Origin of the sequence: Corallococcus sp. AS-1-6 (assembly GCF_020037015.1) — a bacterium.
GTDB lineage: Bacteria > Myxococcota > Myxococcia > Myxococcales > Myxococcaceae > Corallococcus.
In genome coordinates, this window is the sequence record NZ_JAIQDE010000011.1 from 226861 (window position 1) to 246691 (window position 19831).

Below are 19831 nucleotides of genomic sequence, written 5' to 3' on the forward strand. Positions count from 1 at the left end.
CGCTGGCGCCCTCGTTTCATTCCCCCTTTGGCCAACGAGCATCATGGAACAGCCTTCCACCCCTGCGCGTCCCACGCTGCGTGTGACCGATGACCGCTCCTTCGTTGAAACCGAAGCGGCCCTGGAGAAGACGGGCCGGGTCGAGGAGCTGATCCGCCTGTACGAGGGGCGCTCGCGGGACGTTCCCACGGAGGAGGCGGCGCGCCTGCTGTGCCGCGCCGCGGAGCTGGCCCACGAGCGTCAGCGCAACGCGCCGCGCGCGGAGGACCTGCTCAAGCGCGCGCTGCTGGTCGCGAAGGACCCGATGCCCGCGCTGCGCGGTCTCAAGCGACTGCATGAGATCCGCCAGGACTCCTCGTCGCTGGTGGACGTGCTGGAGCGGCTGGGCGCCGCGACGCAGGGCGAGGAGAGCGCGGGCCACTACCTGAAGGCCGCGGACCTCTACGAGCAGAAGCTCTTCCGGCGCGACCGCGCGGTGCTGTGCCTGCAGCGCGCGGCGCGGGTGAAGCCGGACCGCGCGACGTTCCGGCGCGTGCGCCAACTGCTGCTGTCCGAGGAGCGCTTCCAGCCGGCGTTCGAGGCGCTGCAGCGCGAGCGCGCCGCGCTGGGCGACGCGGGCATGGCGGAGGAGTACGCCGCGCTCGCGGAGCGGCTGGTGGACGACCCCACCGAGCACACGCTGGCGCAGCAGGTGCTGGGCGTGGCGCGGGAGCTGGATCCGCAGAACGCGCGCGCGGACAAGGCCGCCCGCGCGATGCAGCGCTTCGAGCAGGTGTGGCGCGACAAGGTCCGCATGCTGCGCGGCATGTCGCTGGAGGAGCGCGACCGCAAGAGCGCCGCGCGCCTGTCGCTGCTCGTGGCGAAGCTGTTCGCCTGGTACGACCCGGGCTCCGCCGCCAAGGTGAAGGAGGCGTTGGACCGCTGCTTCCTCCTGTGGCCGGGCATGCCCGAGGCGCTCACGCTCATCGAGCGGATGGCGGGGCGCGCGGGGGACTACGGGCCGGCCATCACGCAGTTGGAGGCCATGGCGGGCGAGGCGCGCGACCGCACGGCGCAGGTGGACCTGTGGCTGCGCGTGGGCACGCTGAAGCTGGGGCGGATGAACGACGCGCCCGGAGCGCTCGCCGCCTTCGAGAAGGCCGTGGCGGCGGATGCGTCGCGCGCGGACGCGGCCAGCCTGGCGGCGGAGCTGATGCTCGGCCAGGAGCGCTACGCGGACGCGGTGGCCACGCTGGAGCGCTACCTGGGCACGGTGAAGGACCGCGCGCAGCAGGCCAGCCTGCGGCTGCGGCTGGCGGACCTGTGCATGCAGCAGTTGCAGGACGCGGACGCGGCGCGCGCGCACCTGGAGGCGGCGCTCAAGCTGGAGCCCACCAACGCGCTCGCGGCCTTCCAGTTGTCGCGCCTGCTGGCGGAGGACGAGAAGCTGGACGAGGTGCTGCCGCTCCTGGAGCTGGCCATGCTCGCCCCGCGTCCGCGCGCCGAGCGCGTGGCGTTCTGCGAAGCGCTGGCGCTGATGTTCGAGGAGCAGGAGAACGCGCGCGGCGCCTTCGAGGTGCTGGCGCGCGCGCTGGAGCTGGAGCCGGGGCGGCCGCTGCTGCTCGACACGGTGGTGGAGCACGCGGAGAAGGCCAACGCGCAGCCGGCGCTGGCGCACGCGCTCCTGCGCGCGGCGCAGGGGGCGACGCCTCCGGCCGTGGCGGTGGCGCTGTGGCGGCACCTGGCGCAACTGCTCCAGGGCCCGCTGGCGGACCCCGTGCGGGCGGAAGCGGCGTGGCGCGAGGTGCTCGCGCGCGCGCCGGGCGACACCGCGGCGAGCGAGGCGGTGAAGTCGCTGCAGGCGGCCGCGGCGCTGGCGGATGATCCGAAGACGCGGCTGGAGACGGACATCGCCCGGCGCGAGGCGGCCGGTGCCTCGCCCGTGGAGCTGGAGCCGCTCGTGCGTCAGTGGGTGCAACTGGCGCCCGAGGACTCGCAGGCGGTGCAGCGGCTCCAGGCGCTGTGCGTGGCGCTGTCGAAGTTCGAGGAGGCGGCGACGCTGGCGGGGAAGCTGGCGACGCTCTCCGAGACGCAGCTCGAGCGCAACGAGTGGACCGCGCGGCAGGCGAAGCTGTACGCGGAGCGGCTGAACCGCCAGGAGGACGCGGCGGACCTGTTCCTCGCGCTGCTGGCGGAGAACGTGTCCACGGGCGTGGTGGTGGGCGGCCTGGAGCGGCTGGCGGCCGGAGGCGTGCGCACGGCCGCGCTGACCGAGGCCCTGGCGAACCACTACGGCCGCACGGGTGACCACCAGCGGCAGGTGGCGGCGCTCCAGCAGCAACTGGACTCCACGACGGACGCGCCCACGCGCAAGCGGCTCCTGACGGTGCTGGCCAGCATCCACGAGAAGCAGCTCGCGGACAGCCGCGCGGCGTTCGACACGCGGCTGCGCATGGTGCGCGAGGAGCCGAAGGACGAGTCGGGACGCGCGGAGACGGCGCGCCTGGCGCGAGACCTGTCCGCGCACGCGGAGCTGGGCCGCGTGCTGCGCACGCTCGCCACGGAGTCCGAGGATCCCCTCCTCGCCGTGCAGTTGCTCTCCGAGGCGTCGGTGCTGGCGGAAGAGGGCGGGATGGCGGCGGAGGCCATCACGGCGCTGGAGGCCGCGCTGTCGCGCTCGCCCGAGTCGCCGCAGGTGCTCCAGCGGCTGGTGCGGCTGTACGGGCGCGCGGGCCGCTCCGCGGACGCGGAGACGCTGCTGCGCAAGCGCATCCACGCCACGCGCGGGCCGGAGCGGTTGGACCTGCTCCTGCGGCTCGTGGACCTGAACGTGGAGCTGGGCCGTCCGCAGCAGGCCGCCGAAGCGCTCCAGTCCGCCATCACGCATGGTGGCGAGGAGGGCCGGCACCTGCCGCGCCTCGCGGAGCTCTACGAGAAGGCCGGCATGCAGCGCGAGCTGGGGGACACCCTGGCGCGGATGATCGGCCTGGCGGAGACGGCCGGTGACGCGGACCACGTGTCGCGGCTGAAGCTGCGCCGCGCGCAGTTGCTGCAGGGCTCGCAGGACGGCAGCGCGGAGGCGGTGCAGAGCTACGCGGACCTGCTGCGGCAGCGCCCGTCGGATCCGGACGCGCTCTCGGCGCTGGAGGCGATGCTGGCCTCGGGCCCGTCGCGCGAGGCGGCGGCGCGCGCGCTGATTCCGGCGTACGAGCGCACGAAGGAGCACCGCAAGCTGGTGGCGACGCTGGACGTGCTCGCGGAGGTGGCTCGCGACGACGCCGGCCGGGTGCAGGCGCTGCGTCACGCGGCCCAGGTGCACCTGGCGCACCTGCGGCAGCCGGAGCTGGCGTTCGCGTCGCTCGCGAGGGCGATGCGCCTGGCCCCGGCGGACGGGGGCCTGCGGGCCGCCGCGCGTCAGGCCGCGGAGGACGCGGACGCGCTCGACAGCTTCGCGGAGATCCTCTCCGAGCTGACGGAGGAGGGCGACGTGGGCCCCGCGCGCGCGGCGCTGCTGCGCGAGCTGGCGGAGGTGCAGGAGAAGAAGCTCGACGACCGGCCCGGCGCGGTGAAGGCGCTGCGCGCGCTGTTGGAGCTGGAGCCGGGCAACCTCGACAGCCTGCGGGCCTTGCAGCGGTTGCACCGCGCGGGCGAGGAGTGGGCGGCGCTGGCGGAGGTGCTGGAGAAGCTGGCGGCGGCCATCCAGGAGCCCGCGGATCAGCTCGTGTGCCTGCGCGAGGCCGCGCTGCTGCACGAGGCGAAGCTCACCGACAAGGAGAGCGCGGCGTCCGCGTGGCGCGCCATCGCGGAGCGCGACCCGGCGCAGCGCGAGGCCGCCACGGCGCTGGACCGCCTCTACACGGAGCTCAACCGTCCCAAGGACCTGGCGTGGACGCTCACGCTGCGGCGCAACCAGGAGGGCCAGAGCCCGCAGGGGCGCGAGGTGTCCTTCCGCCTGGCGGAGCTGCTGCGCACGGTGCTGGACGACGCCAACGCGGCGCTGGGCCTCTACAAGCGCATCCTCACCGAGGACCCCGGCCACCCGGGCGCGAGGGCCGCGCTGGAGGCCTGGGTGAAGGCGGCCGTGCCCATGAGCGGCGCGGCGCTGGAGGTGCTGGACAAGGTGCTCGCGCAGGTGGGCGACCATGCCCGCCGCGTGGCGCTGCGCGAGACGCGGATGGAGTCCGCGCTCACGGTGGAGAAGATCATCCTCGCTGGCGAGGTCCGCCGCATCTACGAGCGCGACATGCAGCAGCCGTCGCTCGCGTTCATGGCGGCGGTGAAGGCGTTCGCCAACGACCTGGACCGCGAGGGTGTGCGTCCGGACCTGGAGCGGCTGGCCCGCGACACGGGCAGCCACGAGGTGCTGGCGGAGATCTACGAGAGCGCCGCGGTGGATCTCACCGCGGGAGACCCGGCGACGCTGGACCTGCTGCGCCGCGCGGCGGAGCTGCGTGAGAGCCTGGATCAGCCCGAGGAGGCCACGCGCCTCTGGAAGAACCTGCTCGCGGACGCGCCGCAGGACCGCCAGGCGCTGGAGGCGCTGTCCCGGCTCTACGAGAAGGGCCAGAACGCCAAGAGCCTGTCGGAGGTCTACGCGCGTCAGGCGCAGCTCTCCACCGACCCGGAGGCGCGGCTGGGCCTGCTGCTCAAGGCCGGCGAGGCCTACGCGAGCGCGGGCGAGGACGCGAAGGCCATCGAGGTGCTCCGCTCCGCGCTGGCCATCCGCAAGGTGCCCGAGGGGCTGCTGGCGCTCGACAAGCTGTACGCGAAGACGCGCCACTTCGTGGAGCAGGCGGACGTGTTGGATCAGCTCGCGGAGCTCGCGCCGGACGAGCCCGGGCGCCGCGCGTACCTGCTGCGCCGCGCGCAGTTGCTGGAGAAGGAGGTCGGCCCCACGGAGGCGCTGCCGGTGTACCGCCGGCTGCTGGAGCTGTCGCCGGGCGACGGTCAGGTGGTGGCGGGCCTGGAGCGCCTGCTCGCGCACGACGGCCCCCGCCTGGAGGCGGCGCGGCTGCTGGAGCCCGTCTACCGCGGCCTCAACGACACGCGGAAGCTGGTGGACGTGCTGGAGGTGCTCCTGCCGGGCGTCCCGCCGGAGCAGCGCCTGGAGCGGCTGCAGGAGATCGCCGTCCTGCGCGAGGGCCTGGGCCAGACGTCGCTGGCCTTCGTCGCGCGCCTGCGCGCGTTCAACGAGCTGCCCGCGGAAGCCGGCGTGCGCGACGAGCTGGAGCGGCTCGCGGCGGACTCGGGCTCCTTCGAGGAGGTGGCGGCGGCCTACGAGGACCAACTGGAGCGCGACCCCGCGGAGCCCCTGGCGGGCGACCTGTGGCGGCGGCTGGCGGCCATCTACGACAACCGCCTGAAGCGCTACGACCTGGCGGTGCGCGCGCTGGAGCAGGTGAGCCGGCGCGACCCGATGAACAAGCCGGTGCTGGAGTCGCTCGCCCGCGTGCACCGCCGCACGGGCGCGCACCGCGAGCTGGCGCTCGTCATGCGCCGGCAGGTGGCCGCGGAGACGAACCCGTCCTCGCAGATCAACCTGCTCTTCGAGCTGGCGCACCTGGCCGAGGAGACGCTGGCGGACAAGTCGCTGGCGGCGCAGGCGTACCGCGAGGTGCTGGAGCGCCGGCCGGAGAACGCCAACGCGCTGAAGCTCCTGGGCCGCGTGCTCGCGGACATGGAGCGCTGGGCGGAGCTCGCGCAGCACGTCGAGCGTGAAATCCAGATGGCCGACGCACGCGACGCGCAGGAAGAGGCGTCCGACCTGCGCGTGCGCCTGGGCCGGCTGAAGGTGTCGCGCCTGGATGATCCGCGCGGCGCGCTGGAGCTGTACCAGGCGGTGCTCGCGCGGCGCGCGGGACACCCGGGCGCGGTGGGCGCGCTGGAGGAGCTGGCGCGTTCGGAGAGCCCGCTGCGCGGCGCGGCGGCGAGCGCCCTGGAGCCCATCTTCGCCTCGGTGGGCAACCACCTGAAGCAGGTGGAGATGCTGGAGTCGCGCGCCTCCGCGGAGGCCGTGCCGCAGGAGCGGGCCGCGCTCCTGCGCCGCATCGCGGAGATCTACGCCTCCGCGCTGGAGAACGCGGAGATGGCGTTCCTCTCCGCCACGCGCGCGCTGCGCGAGCTGCCGGAGGACCCGCGCTCGCTGGAGCTGTGCATCCAACTGGTGGACAAGGCGGAGGCGCCCGAGGAGCTGTGCGCGGTGCTGACCGAGGTGGCCCCCAAGGCCAGCGACGCGGCCCGCGCGGAGCTGTACCGCGCGCTCGCCCGGATGCAGGTGGACCTGGGTGAGCCGGCGGAGGCGCTCCAGTCGTGGAAGCGCGTGCTGGAGCTCAAGCCCACGGACACCGAGGCGCTGGACGGCACCGCGCGGCTGGTGGCCTCGCAGGGCCGTCCCTCGGAGCTGCTGGAGGTGCTGCGCCGTCAGCTCGCGCTGTCGGAGGAGCCGGCGCGGCGCGCGGCGGTGCTCCACCAGATTGGCGCGTTGCAGGAGGAGCAGCTCAAGGATCCGCTGGGCGCGCTGGCCACGTTCCGCCGGCTCCTGGAGCTGCAGCCGGACGACGCGGTCGCGCTCGCGCGCATGGACAGCCTCTGCCAGAAGCAGGAGCGCTGGCCGGAGCTCGCGGACGTCCTCGCGCGGCGCATCGCGCTGATGCCGCCGGAGGAGGGCCTGGAGCTGAAGTTCCGCCTGGCGACGGTGCGCGAGTCCAAGCTGCTCGACAAGTCGGGCGCGCTGTCGCTGTACGGCGAGGTGCTGTCCATGCAGCCCAACCACCCGGGCGCGGTGGGCCGCATGGAAGCCATCGTGGCGCGCGAGCCGCAGAACCTGCTGGCGGTGGAGACGCTGCTGCGCGCCTTCCGCGCGAGCGGTGACGTCATGCGGCTGGCGCAGTTGATTGAAACGCGCGTGGGCGTGTCGCCGGACGCCATCGAGCGCAAGCAGTTGCTCGGGGAGCTGGCCACGCTGCGCGAGACGCAGGGCGAGGGCGAGCTGGCCTTCCTCGCGCTCTACCGCGGCTTCAAGGAAGACCCGAACGACAGCGAGGTCCGCAGCCGCCTGGAGAACGCCACCGACGTCGCGGGCAGCTACGACGAGCTGGTGGTGCTCTACGAGGAGGCCCTGCCGCGCATCGCCGAGGCCGCCGACGCGGCCCAGGTGTGCCTCAAGCTGGGCCAGTTGCTGGAGACGCGCCTGCGCGACCCGGACCGCGCGGTGTCCTACTTCGAGCGCGCGCGCACGCTGCACGCGTCGGTGCAGCAGAGCTCGCTCGTCGCGTTGGACCGGCTCTACCTGCACCTGGAGGCGTGGCCGGAGCTGGCCGGCGTGCTGGAGGCGCTGGCCACCGGCGCGACCCAACCCGCGGACAAGATCGGCTTCCTCTTCCGCCTGGGGCAGCTCTACCAGGAGCGGATGGACAGCCCGGACCGCGCCGCGGGGGCCTACGAGGCCATCCTCGCGCTGGATCCGTCGCACCTCGCCTCCGCGCGGCTCCTGGAGGGCATCTACGAGGGCGCGGGCGCGTCCGAGAAGCTCTACGCCATCCTGAAGCTCCAGGCGGACAAGGTCACTGGCAGCGAGCGGGACCGCGTCCTGGGCAAGATGGCGCAGGTGTCGGCCGAGGGGCTGTCGGACCTGGGCCGCTCCATCGACCTGTACCGCGAGCTGCTGGCGAAGAACCCGCGCAACGAGCAGGTCTTCAGCGCGCTGGAGTCGCTGTACGAGCGCGCGGGCCGTCCGCAGGACCTGCGCGAGATGCTCGAGGGCCGCCTGGCCATCACGCTGGATCCGCGTGAGGTGGTGCGCCTCAACGAGCGGCTGGGCCGCGTGGTGTACCGCCTGCTCAAGCAGCCGGAAGCGGCGGTGCCGTACTTCAAGGCGGCGCTGGACCGCGACGCCCGCCACCGCGGCGTGCTGGACACGCTGCGCGAGCTGTACGACGAGACGGGCCAGCGCGAGGAGCTGGTGGGTGTGCTGCGCCGCCTCATCCCGCTGCAGGACAGCAGCGACGGCGTGAAGGCGCTCCGCCTGCGCATGGCGGAGGTGCTCGCGGGCATGGGCCGGCGCGAGGAGTCGCTGGACGCGGCCCGCCGCGCGCTGGAGGTGGAGCCGCACGCCGTCTCCGACCTGGAGCGCGTGTACGCGCTGTCCGTGTCGCTGCGCGCGTGGAACGACGCCGTGCGCGCCCTGGAGCTCAAGGTGCAGGTGCACCTGGCGTCCGAGGAGCGCGACCCGGCCATCGCCGCGTACTTCACGGTCGCGGACCTGTGGGAAGGGCAGGGCGGCAAGCCGGAGCTGTCCGCCGGCGCGCTGGAGAAGGTGCTGGAGCTCGACCCCGCCAACCGCACCGCCTACGAGCGCGTGTGCACGCTGTACCGCGCGAACAACGACTGGCGCGCCTACGCCACGGTGATGGACCGCTACATGCCCCACCTCGTCACGGACGAGGAGAAGATGGCGGCGCTGCGGGAGATCGCCCGGGTGCAGGAGGAGCGCCTGGGCCAGAAGGACGTGGCCTTCCTGGCGCTCTGCCGCGCGCTGCAACTGGACGCGGCCGAGGACGCGCTGCGCGAAGAGGTGGAGCGCCTCGCGGACGAGACGGGCAGCCACGAGGAGCTGGCGGCGGTCTACGAGGAGGTCGCGGACGAGCTGCCGCGCGGCCCGCTCGCGGAGCGCATCTACGCCACGCTCGCGCGCATCCACGACTCGCGGCTGGATGATCCGCAGGCGGCCGAGGCCGCGTTCCGGAAGATCCTCGAGTTCGACCCCACCAACGCCACCGCGCTGGACGGGCTGGCGGCGGTGTTCCAGCGGCGCGGCCGCGACCGCGAGTACGTCGTCGCGCTGGAGCAGAAGCTGGAGGCGGCGGGCTCCATCGAGGCGCGCAAGGGCATCCTCAAGGAGATCGCCCGCGTCTGGGACGAGACGCTGGACGACCCCACGGAGGCCGCCAGCGCCCTCTTGCGCGCGCTGGAGCTGGAGCCGGACCTGGAGACGCTCGGCGTCCTCACGAACCTCTACCGGCGCGGGAACGCGTTCCGCGACGTGGCCACCACGCTGCTGCGGGCCCGCGACCTGGCGGCGTCCAACGAGGAGCGCGCGCGCATCCAGGTGGAGGTGGCGACCGTCTACGAGCGCGACCTCAAGGACGACGAGTCCGCGGTCTCCGCGTTCCGCATGGCGCTGGAGTTCGACCCCTACAACCGCGAGGCGCTGGAGTCGCTGGAGCGGCTGCACACGCGGTTGGACCAGCCGGCGGACCTGCTCGCCATCTACGAGCGGATGCTGGAGCTGTCGCAGGACTACCGCGAGAAGGTCCGCGTCCTCTTCCGCAGCGCGACCATCTGGGAGGACACGTACCAGAACCCGGCCAACGCCGACGCGTGCGTGGAGGGCGTGCTCTCCATCGACCCGCAGAACGTGCCGGCCATCAAGTCCCTCATCCGCCTGCGCCGCGCGCAGTCCCGCTGGGAGGACCTCATCCTCGCGTACGAGCGGCAGCTCGCGCTCGCCACCAGCCCGCAGGAGCAGGCGGAGCTGTACGTGGAGATCGGCAACGTCCAGTACCAGAACCTCAAGGCCGTGGACCGCGCGGTGAACAGCTACCACGCGGCGCTCGCCACCGACCCCGAGTCCCGTCCCGCGCTGCACGCCCTGGGCAACCTCTACGAGCGCAGCGGCAACTGGCCCTTCGCGCTGGAGATGCTCCAGAAGGAAGCGCAGGTCGTGGGCAGCGACCCCAAGGCCGTGGAGCTGTGGCACCGCCTGGGGAAGATCAACGAGGACATGCTCGCGGACATGGCGAGCGCGCGGAACGCGTACCAGCAGGCGCTCGCCATCGACCCGGGCCACCTGCCCACCATCCGCGCCCTCAAGGGCATCCAGGAGCAGGAGCAGGACTGGAGCGGCTACGAGCAGACGCTGCTGCAGGAGGCGCAGCAGACGGATGATCCGGCAGCCAAGGGCAAGGCCCTGCTGGACGTCGCGCGCTACCACGCGGAGACGCGCGACGACCGCGACACGGCCACGCCCTACTGGGAGGAGACGCTCAAGCACATCCCGGACAGCCTGGAGGCGGCGCGCCCGCTGGCGGACGTCTACATCGCGCGCGAGGACTGGGCGTCCGCGGAGCGGATGCTGGACATCGTCACGCGCAAGATGGCGGAGAAGGCCATGGCGGAGAAGGACCCCGCCATCGCGCAGGACCTCTGCCGCCAGCTCTACCGGCTGGGCTACGTGACGGAGAAGCTGGGCCGCCGCGACAAGGCCCTGTCCTCGTACGAGAAGGCCTACGGCCTGGACGCCACGTACCTGCCCGCGCTCGAGGGCTACGGCAACCTGCTGGTGCAGGCGAAGCGGTACGAGGACGCGCTCAAGGTCTTCCAGACCATCCTCATCCACCACCGCGAGGAGCTGACGGACCTGGAGGTCGTGGAGGTCTACTGGCAGCTTGGTGACGTGCACGCCGCGCTCGGCCAGACGGACCGCGCGCAGAACCACTTCGAGAAGGCGCTCGCCATCGACCCGCAGCACGAGCAGACGCTGCGCGCGCTGGTGACGCTGATGGACAAGGCGGGCAACTTCGACAAGTCCGCGGAGCTGCGCCAGGAACTCGTCAACAGCCTGGAGGGCGAGGCCAAGGTCAAGGTCTACCTGGAGCTGGGGCGCATCGCGCGCGACGAGCTGCACGACCCGTACATGGCCATCGACGCGTTCACCGGCGCCCTCAAGACGCAGCCGGACGCGCCGGAGGTGATGGACGCGCTCTACCGGCTGCTGCGCGAGACGCGTCAGGGCCAGAAGGCCGCGGACGTGCTGGGCCGCATGCTGGCGCTGCCCGCGCTCGCCCTGGAGCCGCACAAGGCCAAGCGCGTGTGGTTCGCGCTCGGCGAGATCCGCCGGGACGAGCTGAAGGACGTGGAGGGCGCCGCGCAGGCCTTCAACGCCGCGCTCGACCTGGACCACCGCTTCGTGGAGGCCTTCAGCGCGCTGGAGGCGATGCTCGGCGGCGCGCGCCAGTGGAAGACGCTGGAGGAGAACTACACGCGCATGCTCGCGCGGCTGCCCAAGACGCCGGACACGCACCCCGCGCGCATGACGCTGTGGCGCGCGCTGGGCGACCTGTACCTCCAGGTGCTCAAGCACCCGGAAGGCGCGGTGGCCGCCTACGGCGTCGCGGCGAAGGGCCTGCCGGACGACGCGCCCATCCAGGAGACGTTCGCGGAGGTCGCGGGCCAGATGCCGGGCCGCGAGGAAGAGGCCATCGTGGCGCTGCGCCGCGCGCTGCCGAACACGCAGAACCCGCGCAAGGTGGTGGGCCATCTGGTGCGGCTGTCCGCGGTGCGCAAGGACTACGACACCGCGTGGCTCGCCGCGCAGGCGGTGTCCGGCCTCCTGGGCGAGGCGGGCGAGGACGAGCAGGAGATCCTCACCAAGCTGGGGCCCTACGCGAAGAAGAAGGAGCTGGCGCAGCGTCCGCTGACGGACCGGCTGTGGCAGACCGCGCTCTTCCACCCGAAGGTGCGTGGGCCGCTGTCGGAGCTGCTGGGCCTGCTCTTCGAGAAGGCGGGGCACCTGTACGCGGTGCCCTTCCCGCAGTACCAGTTGGTGCCCAAGCGCCACCGCATCGACGTGGCGACGGCGCAGGAGTACCACGTCAACCACTACCGCTACGTCGCGCGGCTCTTCGGCATGGAGGCGGTGGAGCTGTACTCGCCCTTCCTCGTGGCCACGCGCGAGCGGCTGGCGAAGCGCTCCAACGAACCGGCCCCCGAGCCGCTCGTGAACGTGGATCTGCTTCAGACGCATCCCGCGTGTGTGCGTGTGGGCGGCAAGTACTTCGCGGAGCAGGGGCAGAAGGAGGTGTACTACCTCCTGGGCCGCACCCTGGCGCTGGCGCGTCCGGAGCTGGCGTTCAGCCAGCGCGTCGCGCCCGAGCGGCTGGAGGCCGTGGTGCAGGCCGCGCTCAGCCTGGTGGTGGGCAACGTGCGCTACACGGTGGATCCGCGGCTGGTGGACGTGGAGCGGCAGTTGCTCCAGAAGAGCCTGAGCGAGCCGGACCGGGCCGCCCTGGCGAAGGTGGCGAGGGCCTACCTGCCCACGGCGACGCCGCAGGACGTGCGCACGTGGCTGGAGGGCGCGGAGCTCACCGCGTCGCGCGCGGGCCTCTTCGCCGCGGGCGAGCTGGAGCCCGTGCGCCGCATGGTGCAGGGCGAGACGGGGTCCGCCTTCCGCGTCGCCCCGCGCACCAAGCTGCGGGAGTTGCTGGTGTTCGCCACCTCCGAGGACCTGCACGAGCTGCGTGTGGCCGTTGGCACACACGTCGAGGTCCAGGTTCGAAAGTAAGGCCCTCAGACCGCGACGAGGGTTCACGCGTTGAAAGCAGGCGGGCGTTCAAGGCGGGTGTCCTTGATCTCCGCCTGTGGCCACTTCTACGATTCCGACGGGATTTCGCCCGTCATTTCTGAGGCTTACGGGAACGATGCGTTTCGTCTGCGACAGCTGCCGCGCGCAGTACATGATCAGCGACGACAAGGTTGGCCCGAAGGGGGTCAAGCTGCGTTGCAAGAAGTGCGGTCACACCATTCTGGTGAGGCCCGCCGGTGCATCGGCGGCGAAGGAGGGCGGGGCGGAGGCCTCCGCGTCCACCGAGACCAAGAGCAGCGCGGATGCGAACGCGCCACGCATCGTGGAGTCGTCCGGCACGGGGCTGCCCGCCACGCTGGGCACGCCGCCGGAGGGGGGCCTCTTCACGGACGTGGAAGAGGATGAGATTGGCGCTGTCTTCGACCAGGTCCTGAGCACGGGCTCGCAGAAGCTCAAGGCCGCGGAGGCGGAAGCGGAGGCCAAGGCCGCGAAGGCGGAGGCCGTGCGCAAGCTCGCCGAGGCCGAAGCCGCCGAGCCGACCGCGGAGGAGAAGGCCGCCACCGCGTCGCACGAGTGGTACGTCGCCATCGACGAGAAGCAAGTGGGCCCCTGGACGGTGGAGAAGGTGAAGGACGCCTGGGACCGTGGCGAGGTGGGCCCGGACAACCTCTGCTGGCGTTCGGGCTTCAGCGACTGGATTCCCCTGTCGGAGACGGCGGAGCTGGCGTCGGTGCTGGCGCCGCGCCCGGCCAAGCCGGTCATCGTCGCGCCCGCGCCGGTGTCCACGTCGTCGCCCACGCTTCCCGCCGGTCCGGTGGAGTCCGCCTTCAGCGCGGGCGCCTCCCGTCCGGGCGCGGGTGGCAACTCGGCCGCCGCCGAGGAGCCGGTGGGCTGGAAGCCTTCGGCCGCGAGCGTGCTGGCCTCGCTGGTGAAGGAGGAGAACGACGCCCTCAGCAAGCCGCCGCCGCGTCCGGCGCCGTCGCTGGAGCGCGAGCCGTTGTCACAGTCGCGCCTCCTGGATGTGCCCGTGCCGCCGCCGGAGCCGGGGTCCTCTCCGGCGATGCCCGGGGCCATGATGGCCGCCGCGCCGGGCATGGCCGCGCCCGCGCCCTACGCGCCGCCGCAGCCGCAGGGCTACGCGCCGCAGCCGCCGGTGCAGCAGCAGTACGCGCCGCAGCAGCCCGTGGCCTATGCGCCGCAGCAGCCCCAGATGCCGTACGGGCAGCAGCCGCAGGGCTATCCGCCTCCGGGGTACCCGGCGGCCTATCCGCCTCCCGCGGCGGCACCGGCGGGCGGCAAGGGCCGCATCGGGATGATGGTCGCGCTGACGGCGGGCGTGCTGGTGATGGCGGGCGCTGCGGTCGTCTTCGTCGCGCGCGGCAATTCGTCCGACCGCCCCGCGGAGCAGCCGGTCCAGGTCGCGGCCGCGCCGACCCCCAAGGCGGAGATGCCGCCCATGCCACCGCCTCCAGCGGCGGTGCAGACGCCTCCTCCGGCGGCGGTACAGCCCGCGGCGACGCCGACCGCGCCCGCCGCGACGCCCACGGAAGGCACGGCGACCGCTGCCGCGGGGACGCCCGCCGCGGGTGGCACGCCTCCCGCCGCGGGGGCAACGCCGCCCGCCGCCGCGCCCGCCGTGGCCACGGCTCCGGCCGCCACGCCGACGCCTCCTCCGGCGGCGGTGCAGCCTGCCTCCACGACGCCCAACATGGGCACGGCGGTGGCGCGCGTGGATTCGCGCACCCATCGCAAGTCGGGCTCCAGCGGGAGCCGGGGCTCCTCGCGGGAGGACGACGAGGGCGATGCCATCACCGTGTCGAAGCCTTCCTCTTCATCGTCGTCTTCGTCGACGAGCTCCGGTGGCGGGGATGACGACTTCGACGAGCTGTTCGGCACGAAGAAGGCAGCGCCGGCGAAGCCCGCCAGCAAGCCGACGGCGACGGCGTACATCCCACCCGAGCCGGGAGGCGGCACGCTGGATCGCCTGCAGCAGTCGGACATCATGCAGGTGGTGTTGAGCAACAAGCCGGCCATCGTGAAGTGCGTGAACGAGCAGAAGCAGAAGGACCCGTCGCTCAGCGGCAAGCTGGTGATGCGCTGGACGGTCCAGACGAGCGGCAAGACGAGCAACGTGTCGTGCCGCACGGATGAGTTCCGCTCGAGCTACATGGCCACGTGCATCACGGGCCTCATCAAGAGCTGGTCCTTCCCGAAGCACCAGAAGCAGGGCGAGCCCATCGACTTCCCGTTCACGTTCTGAAGTCCAGCAGCGACATCGCCGTCACGTATGACGGCGATGTCGCTGTGACGTGCATCAGGATTGTGCGCTTTCGTGAACAGTGAATTTCCTTGGGGAGGAGCCGTGGGAAGGTCGGTCAACACTCGTTGACACGTCTGGAGCGAGAGGACTAAAGCCCGCTCGACTTCAAACCCCGGTGTCTGGAGTCAGGTGGCCGGAGACGCCGGGCGACGTACCCCATCCAGGAGGATGTTCCGAATGCAGCTGCGTAAGATGATGGTGATGCTCGCCGCGGTGAGCTCGATGAGCCTGGCCCTGACGGCCTGTGGCGATGACGCGACGACGGTCGAGTCCTGTACGTCGGACACCGACTGCTCCTCCGGTTTCTGCAACACGGCGGCTGGCGTGTGCATGGACACCTGCGAGAGCGGCTCTGACTGCTCGGACACCGAGAAGAACTGCGACGTGCTGGCCGGCTCGGGCAAGACGCAGAAGGTCTGCCAGTGCCAGACCAACCAGTTGTGCAACTCGGGCGACTCCACGGACCTGGTCTGCGGCACCGTGTCCAAGCGCTGCGAGGAGCCCGGCTCCACCCCCGCGGGCTGCACCAAGGACTCTGACTGCGGCGCCGGCAACACCTGCGACGAGGCCACGGGCGTGTGCAGCCCGGCCGCGACGACCTGCTCGGGTACGGGGCAGTCCACCTGTGCGTACGGCAGCTACTGCGGCGGCACCACCTGCACTGCCGTGCCTGCGCCCACGTGCGACAACTTCAATCCTTCCAAGGGTGGCAAGACGCCCGTGTGGAGCGCGACCTCCTCCTCCGGCCCGATCATCTACAGCATCACCAAGCTGACCTGGGGCGCGGACGTCGTGTCTCCTGCGTTCTGCTCTGGCGATACCCTCCGGGCCGAGGTCAAGGCCTACGCCCAGACCGCGGGCACCTTCCCCTCTCAGAAGTCCGCCCTTCAGGGCCTCTTCTATGTGACGGTGAACGGGAGCCAGCAGGATGGTTCGCCGCTCATTCGTCCCTCTGGCTACACCCCGTCGGCTGACGGCAAGAGCGCGACGTTCATCATGAACTTCTGCCCTGCCGGTATCTCCACCATCTCGCTCGGCCTGTACTTCACGGGCGGCAACGAGATCTGCGCTCAGCTCAGCAAGTAGGGCGCAGTCCGGGCTGCCTCATAGGGCCGGTTTGAGCAAATTGGCCTCGTCCCGGTAGGTTGGGACGAGGCTTTTTGTTTGAATCGAAAGCATTCTGTTGGTGGATGGTGTGCGGCGGGAATCTCGGGTGAATTTGCCGAGCGCTCGTGCGTTCTTGACGGTGGCGGCCCGAAGAAGGGCTCCTCGCCGTCTCGCAAGGAAAGGAAGCATCCATGTTTCTGAAGCAGGCTCCCCAACTCCTCATCGCGTCCATGTTGGCCTTTTCCGCGACGAGCCTTGCCGCGGATGCGCAGTTGTCCTGCCCCGCTGGTTCGCTCCAGAAGGGCAAGGCCGGTAGGGATGAGGCTGTCTATTGCGCCAAGATGAACCAGAAGGCTGGCGAGCCGGTCATCCACGGCGCCTATGTGGACTACTGGCCCAACGGACAGAAGCAGTCTGAAGGGCAGTACCTGAACGGTTTCCGCACGGGCCACTGGACGTTCTGGGATGCCAACGGCGTGAAGACAGGGGAAACCGATTTCGCCGCAGGCGACTATCACGGCACCCGTGTACAGTTCTTTGCCAACGGGAAGCCGAAGATGATCGAGCAGTACCGGAAGGGCTTCCGGAACGGCACCGTCCAGGAACTCAGTGAGGATGGGACGGTCATCCGCCAGATGCAGTTCGCGGACGGTCACGAAGTCGCCTCGCGGTAGCGCCTGGAAGGCCGTGGGCCTGCCTGGCTGCAGGCCCACGCTTGCCATCTGGACCGTCGAGGTTGATGGCAACTTTGGGGGCGAATGAGGCTCTTTCCCTTCGCGCCGTGGCCGACTAGGAACGATGCCCGTGAAGGCACCCTCCCTCGCCCCCGTTCTACCTTCCATTCCTGTCCGCACCGTCGACCAGATGGGGCTGCGGGAGCTTGAACGCATCCGGCTCATCCTGCGGGGTGGGTCCGTCATTGACTGGCGACGGATGCACTTCCAGACGCGGGACGAGGTAGACCGTTTCCTGCGCCTGTGTCAGCTCGACGTGTCCCGCTCCTATGACGATGCGTGGGCTCGGACGGTCCTGGCGGATGCAGTGGAGTATCTTCGAAAGACCTTCGACTACCGGGTCGCGGAGGCTGTCGCGGATCCGGAAGAACTCCACGATCTATTTCTCTTTGCGTCGGGAGCGAAGGGCCTCGCTCGCTACCGGCGGATCGCCTGCATCGTTCTGAAGGTCATGCACGTCATCCAGCACATCGAAGGGCGTGACCTGCTCTTCCGGCTGGCGGCCTCCGAGGCCGAACTGGCGGAGATGGTCACGGAGAAGGTGCTGGGCGTTGCTCGTGAGATGAAGGAAATGGGCTTGCCCATCGTGGAGTTCGCCCACTCCATCAAGACGCGGGACTCTCTGGTCACGAAGCTGATCGCGAAGAAGGAGACCGTGGCGGCGCAGGTCTATGACCGCACGCGGTTTCGGGTCATCACCCGAAGTCGGGAGGACCTGTTGCCGGTCCTCTACTACCTCACGCAGCGTCTGTTCCCCTTCAACTTCGTCGTCCCGGGGCAGACGGAGAACTCGCTGCTGCCGTTCAAGGGGCTCCTGGAGGAGAACCCTCACTTCGAGCAGTTCATCCCCCAACTCCACCTGGACCGAGACTTCGAGGACCGCGAGGACCGGACAGGGAACGCCTTCTCTGGAGATTCCTACCGGGTCCTCAACTTCGTCGTGGACCTTCCCCTGCGGATGGACCCCTATCTACCTCCGCCCGAAAGTGATACCCGCTCTCGAAAGGGGCGGGTCACCTTCGCGCTTGTTGAGTTTCAAATGGCGGACGAGGAGACGGCCCGTCGCAATGAGCTTGGTGACAACGCACATGAAAGCTACAAGCGAAGGCAGAAGCGCCGCGTCCTGAATCGCTTGAGCCGGGGGCTCGTTGTACCCAAGCGACAGGGTTGAGGTCTTCCTGAGCTTGGCCTCGCGTGCTGTCAGTAGTTGAGCCTGAAGACGTGGACATTTGCGGACGTCGCATCTGCCTCAGTCCAGGCAATGACCGGCTGTCCATTGGCGTCCATTGAGACGGAGGGGCCAAACGCAGGGGTGCCACTTGCCGTCAAGGCGCTAATAGGCAGTCCCATGGGCTTCCATGAGTTGTCAATCCAACGGCTGACAAGAATGCTGCGTTCAGACGCCGCGACGCCGCTCCAAGCAAGGACATGTGGAGTACCTGCCCCCAGTGCGAGGCTGGGCGAATTGTTCCCCGTGGAGTTATTGCTGACGAGTGTAGGTGTGCTCCATCCACTTGCTTCCCATCGGGCCCAATAAAGCATCCCATCCGTTTCTGCCTGAGCCGGTGATTGTACCCACGACACCCAAGGCCGTTGCGTCGTATCCACCGCGACCGAAAGCACTCGTGCGTCTGTTCCAAGCGTTGTTCCCCCCAGGAGAGACGCGTCGTTCGCAAGAACGGCCACACCTCGACGTGAGGCTGTATCGTCGTAGACCGAATAGGCTGTGAAGATGCTATTGCCCGCCGCGGCTACTGAAATGCTGTCCGCATTGAGATGGCCAGTGGGGTGGACAGGGTTCAGATCGATCCATGCCGAGCCTGTTGATGGAAGCTTGAACCCACGGACCTTTGAGTTGTTTCCATCGTGTTGGGTGGCATGAAAGAAAAGGTCCTCATTGGCTCCGACGACGAGTTGCGGCCGCAAGGCGTATTCTTGTGAGCTGGAGACCAGCGGAATGTATGGCAATGAAGTCCAGGTGCTTCCCGTCCACCGACGCGCGAACACGTCCCGGCCCTCGCCATTGCCAGTGGCCTCGTCCCAGACGACGACCGGACGATTGGATGCGTCGATTGCCAGGTCGGGCCTCGCCGCATCTGTTCCAAGAGCAATCAGACCGCTCAGGGGCGCCCCCAACATGTCCCAGGCTGCACCGGACCATTTGGCAACGTAGATGTTCCGGGTCGAGCCATCGGATTCCGACCAAGCGATGACAGGACGACCCTCGCGGTCCACCTTCAAGATGACATCTTCGGCCGACGTCCTGCCCGCCACGGCGCTGATGGCGCCACCGAGCGGGAGCCAGGAAGGAACCGTGAACTTCCAGGTGGGAGCCGTCTGCACTCCATTTCCTGCCAGATCCGTGATGTTGCTCACGAGCGTCGTGAGATCGACGGAGATCGTATCCGGGGCCGCCAGGGGCTCGTTCGGAGTAACAGTCAGGACTTGTCCGTCCGCAGAGACCGACACCGATTTGGGAATGGCGACCCCCGCGCCTGTCTTGAGCCCCACCGCCGCCTCCGTCACCGAGAGGGGGTTCATGGGCTCACTGAAGGTGACCCGGATGGACTCGTGGACCCCCACGGTCGCCGCGTCCTTGGCCGGCAGGAAGGACGCCACGGTGGGCGCGGTCCGGTCGACGATGATCGTCCTCGGCGCGCTGGTGAAGACCGCTCCGCCGCGGGTCGCGCGGATGGACAACTGGTACGTCCCCTCCGCCTCCGAGGTCGTGTCCCAGGTGAACGAATAGGGGCTCCCCGTGGGTTTCACGAGCACCGTGGAGTCCTTCAGGATCTCCACCTGCTCCGCCGCGCCTCCTTCCACCGTGAACTGGAGGAGCAGGGGGCCTCGCGTGTATGCCTTGCCGGGCGTGGGCACGACCCAGTTCACCACCAGGTCACCGGGCTTTCCGACCGTCACCGTCAGCGTGGCCTGCTTCGTGACCGAGCCGCTCTTGCCCTGGAGCGTCAGCGTGTAGGCCCCGGGCACCGTGCCCGCTCCCACGCGGATGCTCAGGGTGGCTCGCGTTTCTCCCTGGGGCAGGGTGTACGCCTGGAGTTCGATGCCCGCGGGCGGGGACACGAGGTTCCAGGTGACCGCGCCTCCTGCGGCTTCTGTCCAGGCGAGCTGGACGCCGCAGTCCAGGGTTCCTCCCGGGAGGACCTGCTCCTGGGCGGGCGTCGCCGTGAAGGTGAAGTCCGCGTCGGGGGTCGACCGCGGATCCTCCTTGGGCGGGTCATCCAGCGGGGGGACGTCGATGCATGCGGGGCTCAGGCCGATGCAGCTCAACAGCAACAGGTGTTTCAGGTTGGGCATGGGGGCGTGTTTTGC

Annotated in this window: 6 protein-coding genes; 5 read left to right on the forward strand and 1 reads right to left on the reverse strand. The window is 70.3% G+C overall.

The window, feature by feature from the left end; translation table 11 throughout:
* The first annotated feature begins 43 nt into the window (after positions 1-43).
* The 5 genes from K8612_RS17880 (at position 44) to K8612_RS17900 (ending at position 17672) form a co-directional block, all read left to right on the forward strand.
* Entirely contained in the window at positions 44-12319 is a 12276-nt protein-coding gene (locus K8612_RS17880) for a tetratricopeptide repeat protein (RefSeq protein WP_223763131.1), read from the forward strand.
* 136 nt (positions 12320-12455) lie between these two features.
* On the forward strand, positions 12456-14600 hold the full coding sequence (gene gltJ / locus K8612_RS17885; protein ID WP_223763132.1) for an adventurous gliding motility protein GltJ: 2145 nt from the start codon (positions 12456-12458) through the stop codon (positions 14598-14600).
* 237 nt (positions 14601-14837) lie between these two features.
* Complete coding sequence (locus tag K8612_RS17890; RefSeq protein ID WP_223763133.1) at positions 14838-15746, forward strand: hypothetical protein; 909 nt, start codon at positions 14838-14840, stop codon at positions 15744-15746.
* A gap of 212 nt (positions 15747-15958) precedes the next feature.
* Complete coding sequence (locus tag K8612_RS17895; RefSeq protein WP_223763134.1) at positions 15959-16441, forward strand: toxin-antitoxin system YwqK family antitoxin; 483 nt, start codon at positions 15959-15961, stop codon at positions 16439-16441.
* A gap of 130 nt (positions 16442-16571) precedes the next feature.
* On the forward strand, positions 16572-17672 hold the full coding sequence (locus K8612_RS17900; RefSeq protein ID WP_373692115.1) for a TIGR04552 family protein: 1101 nt from the start codon (positions 16572-16574) through the stop codon (positions 17670-17672).
* A 29-nt stretch (positions 17673-17701) separates the two neighbouring features.
* On the opposite strand, the gene K8612_RS17905 is transcribed toward K8612_RS17900, so the two are convergent.
* Positions 17702-19816 (reverse strand): Ig-like domain-containing protein, encoded by a 2115-nt coding sequence (locus K8612_RS17905; protein ID WP_223763136.1) that lies wholly within the window; start codon positions 19814-19816, stop codon positions 17702-17704.
* Positions 19817-19831 lie beyond the last annotated feature (15 nt).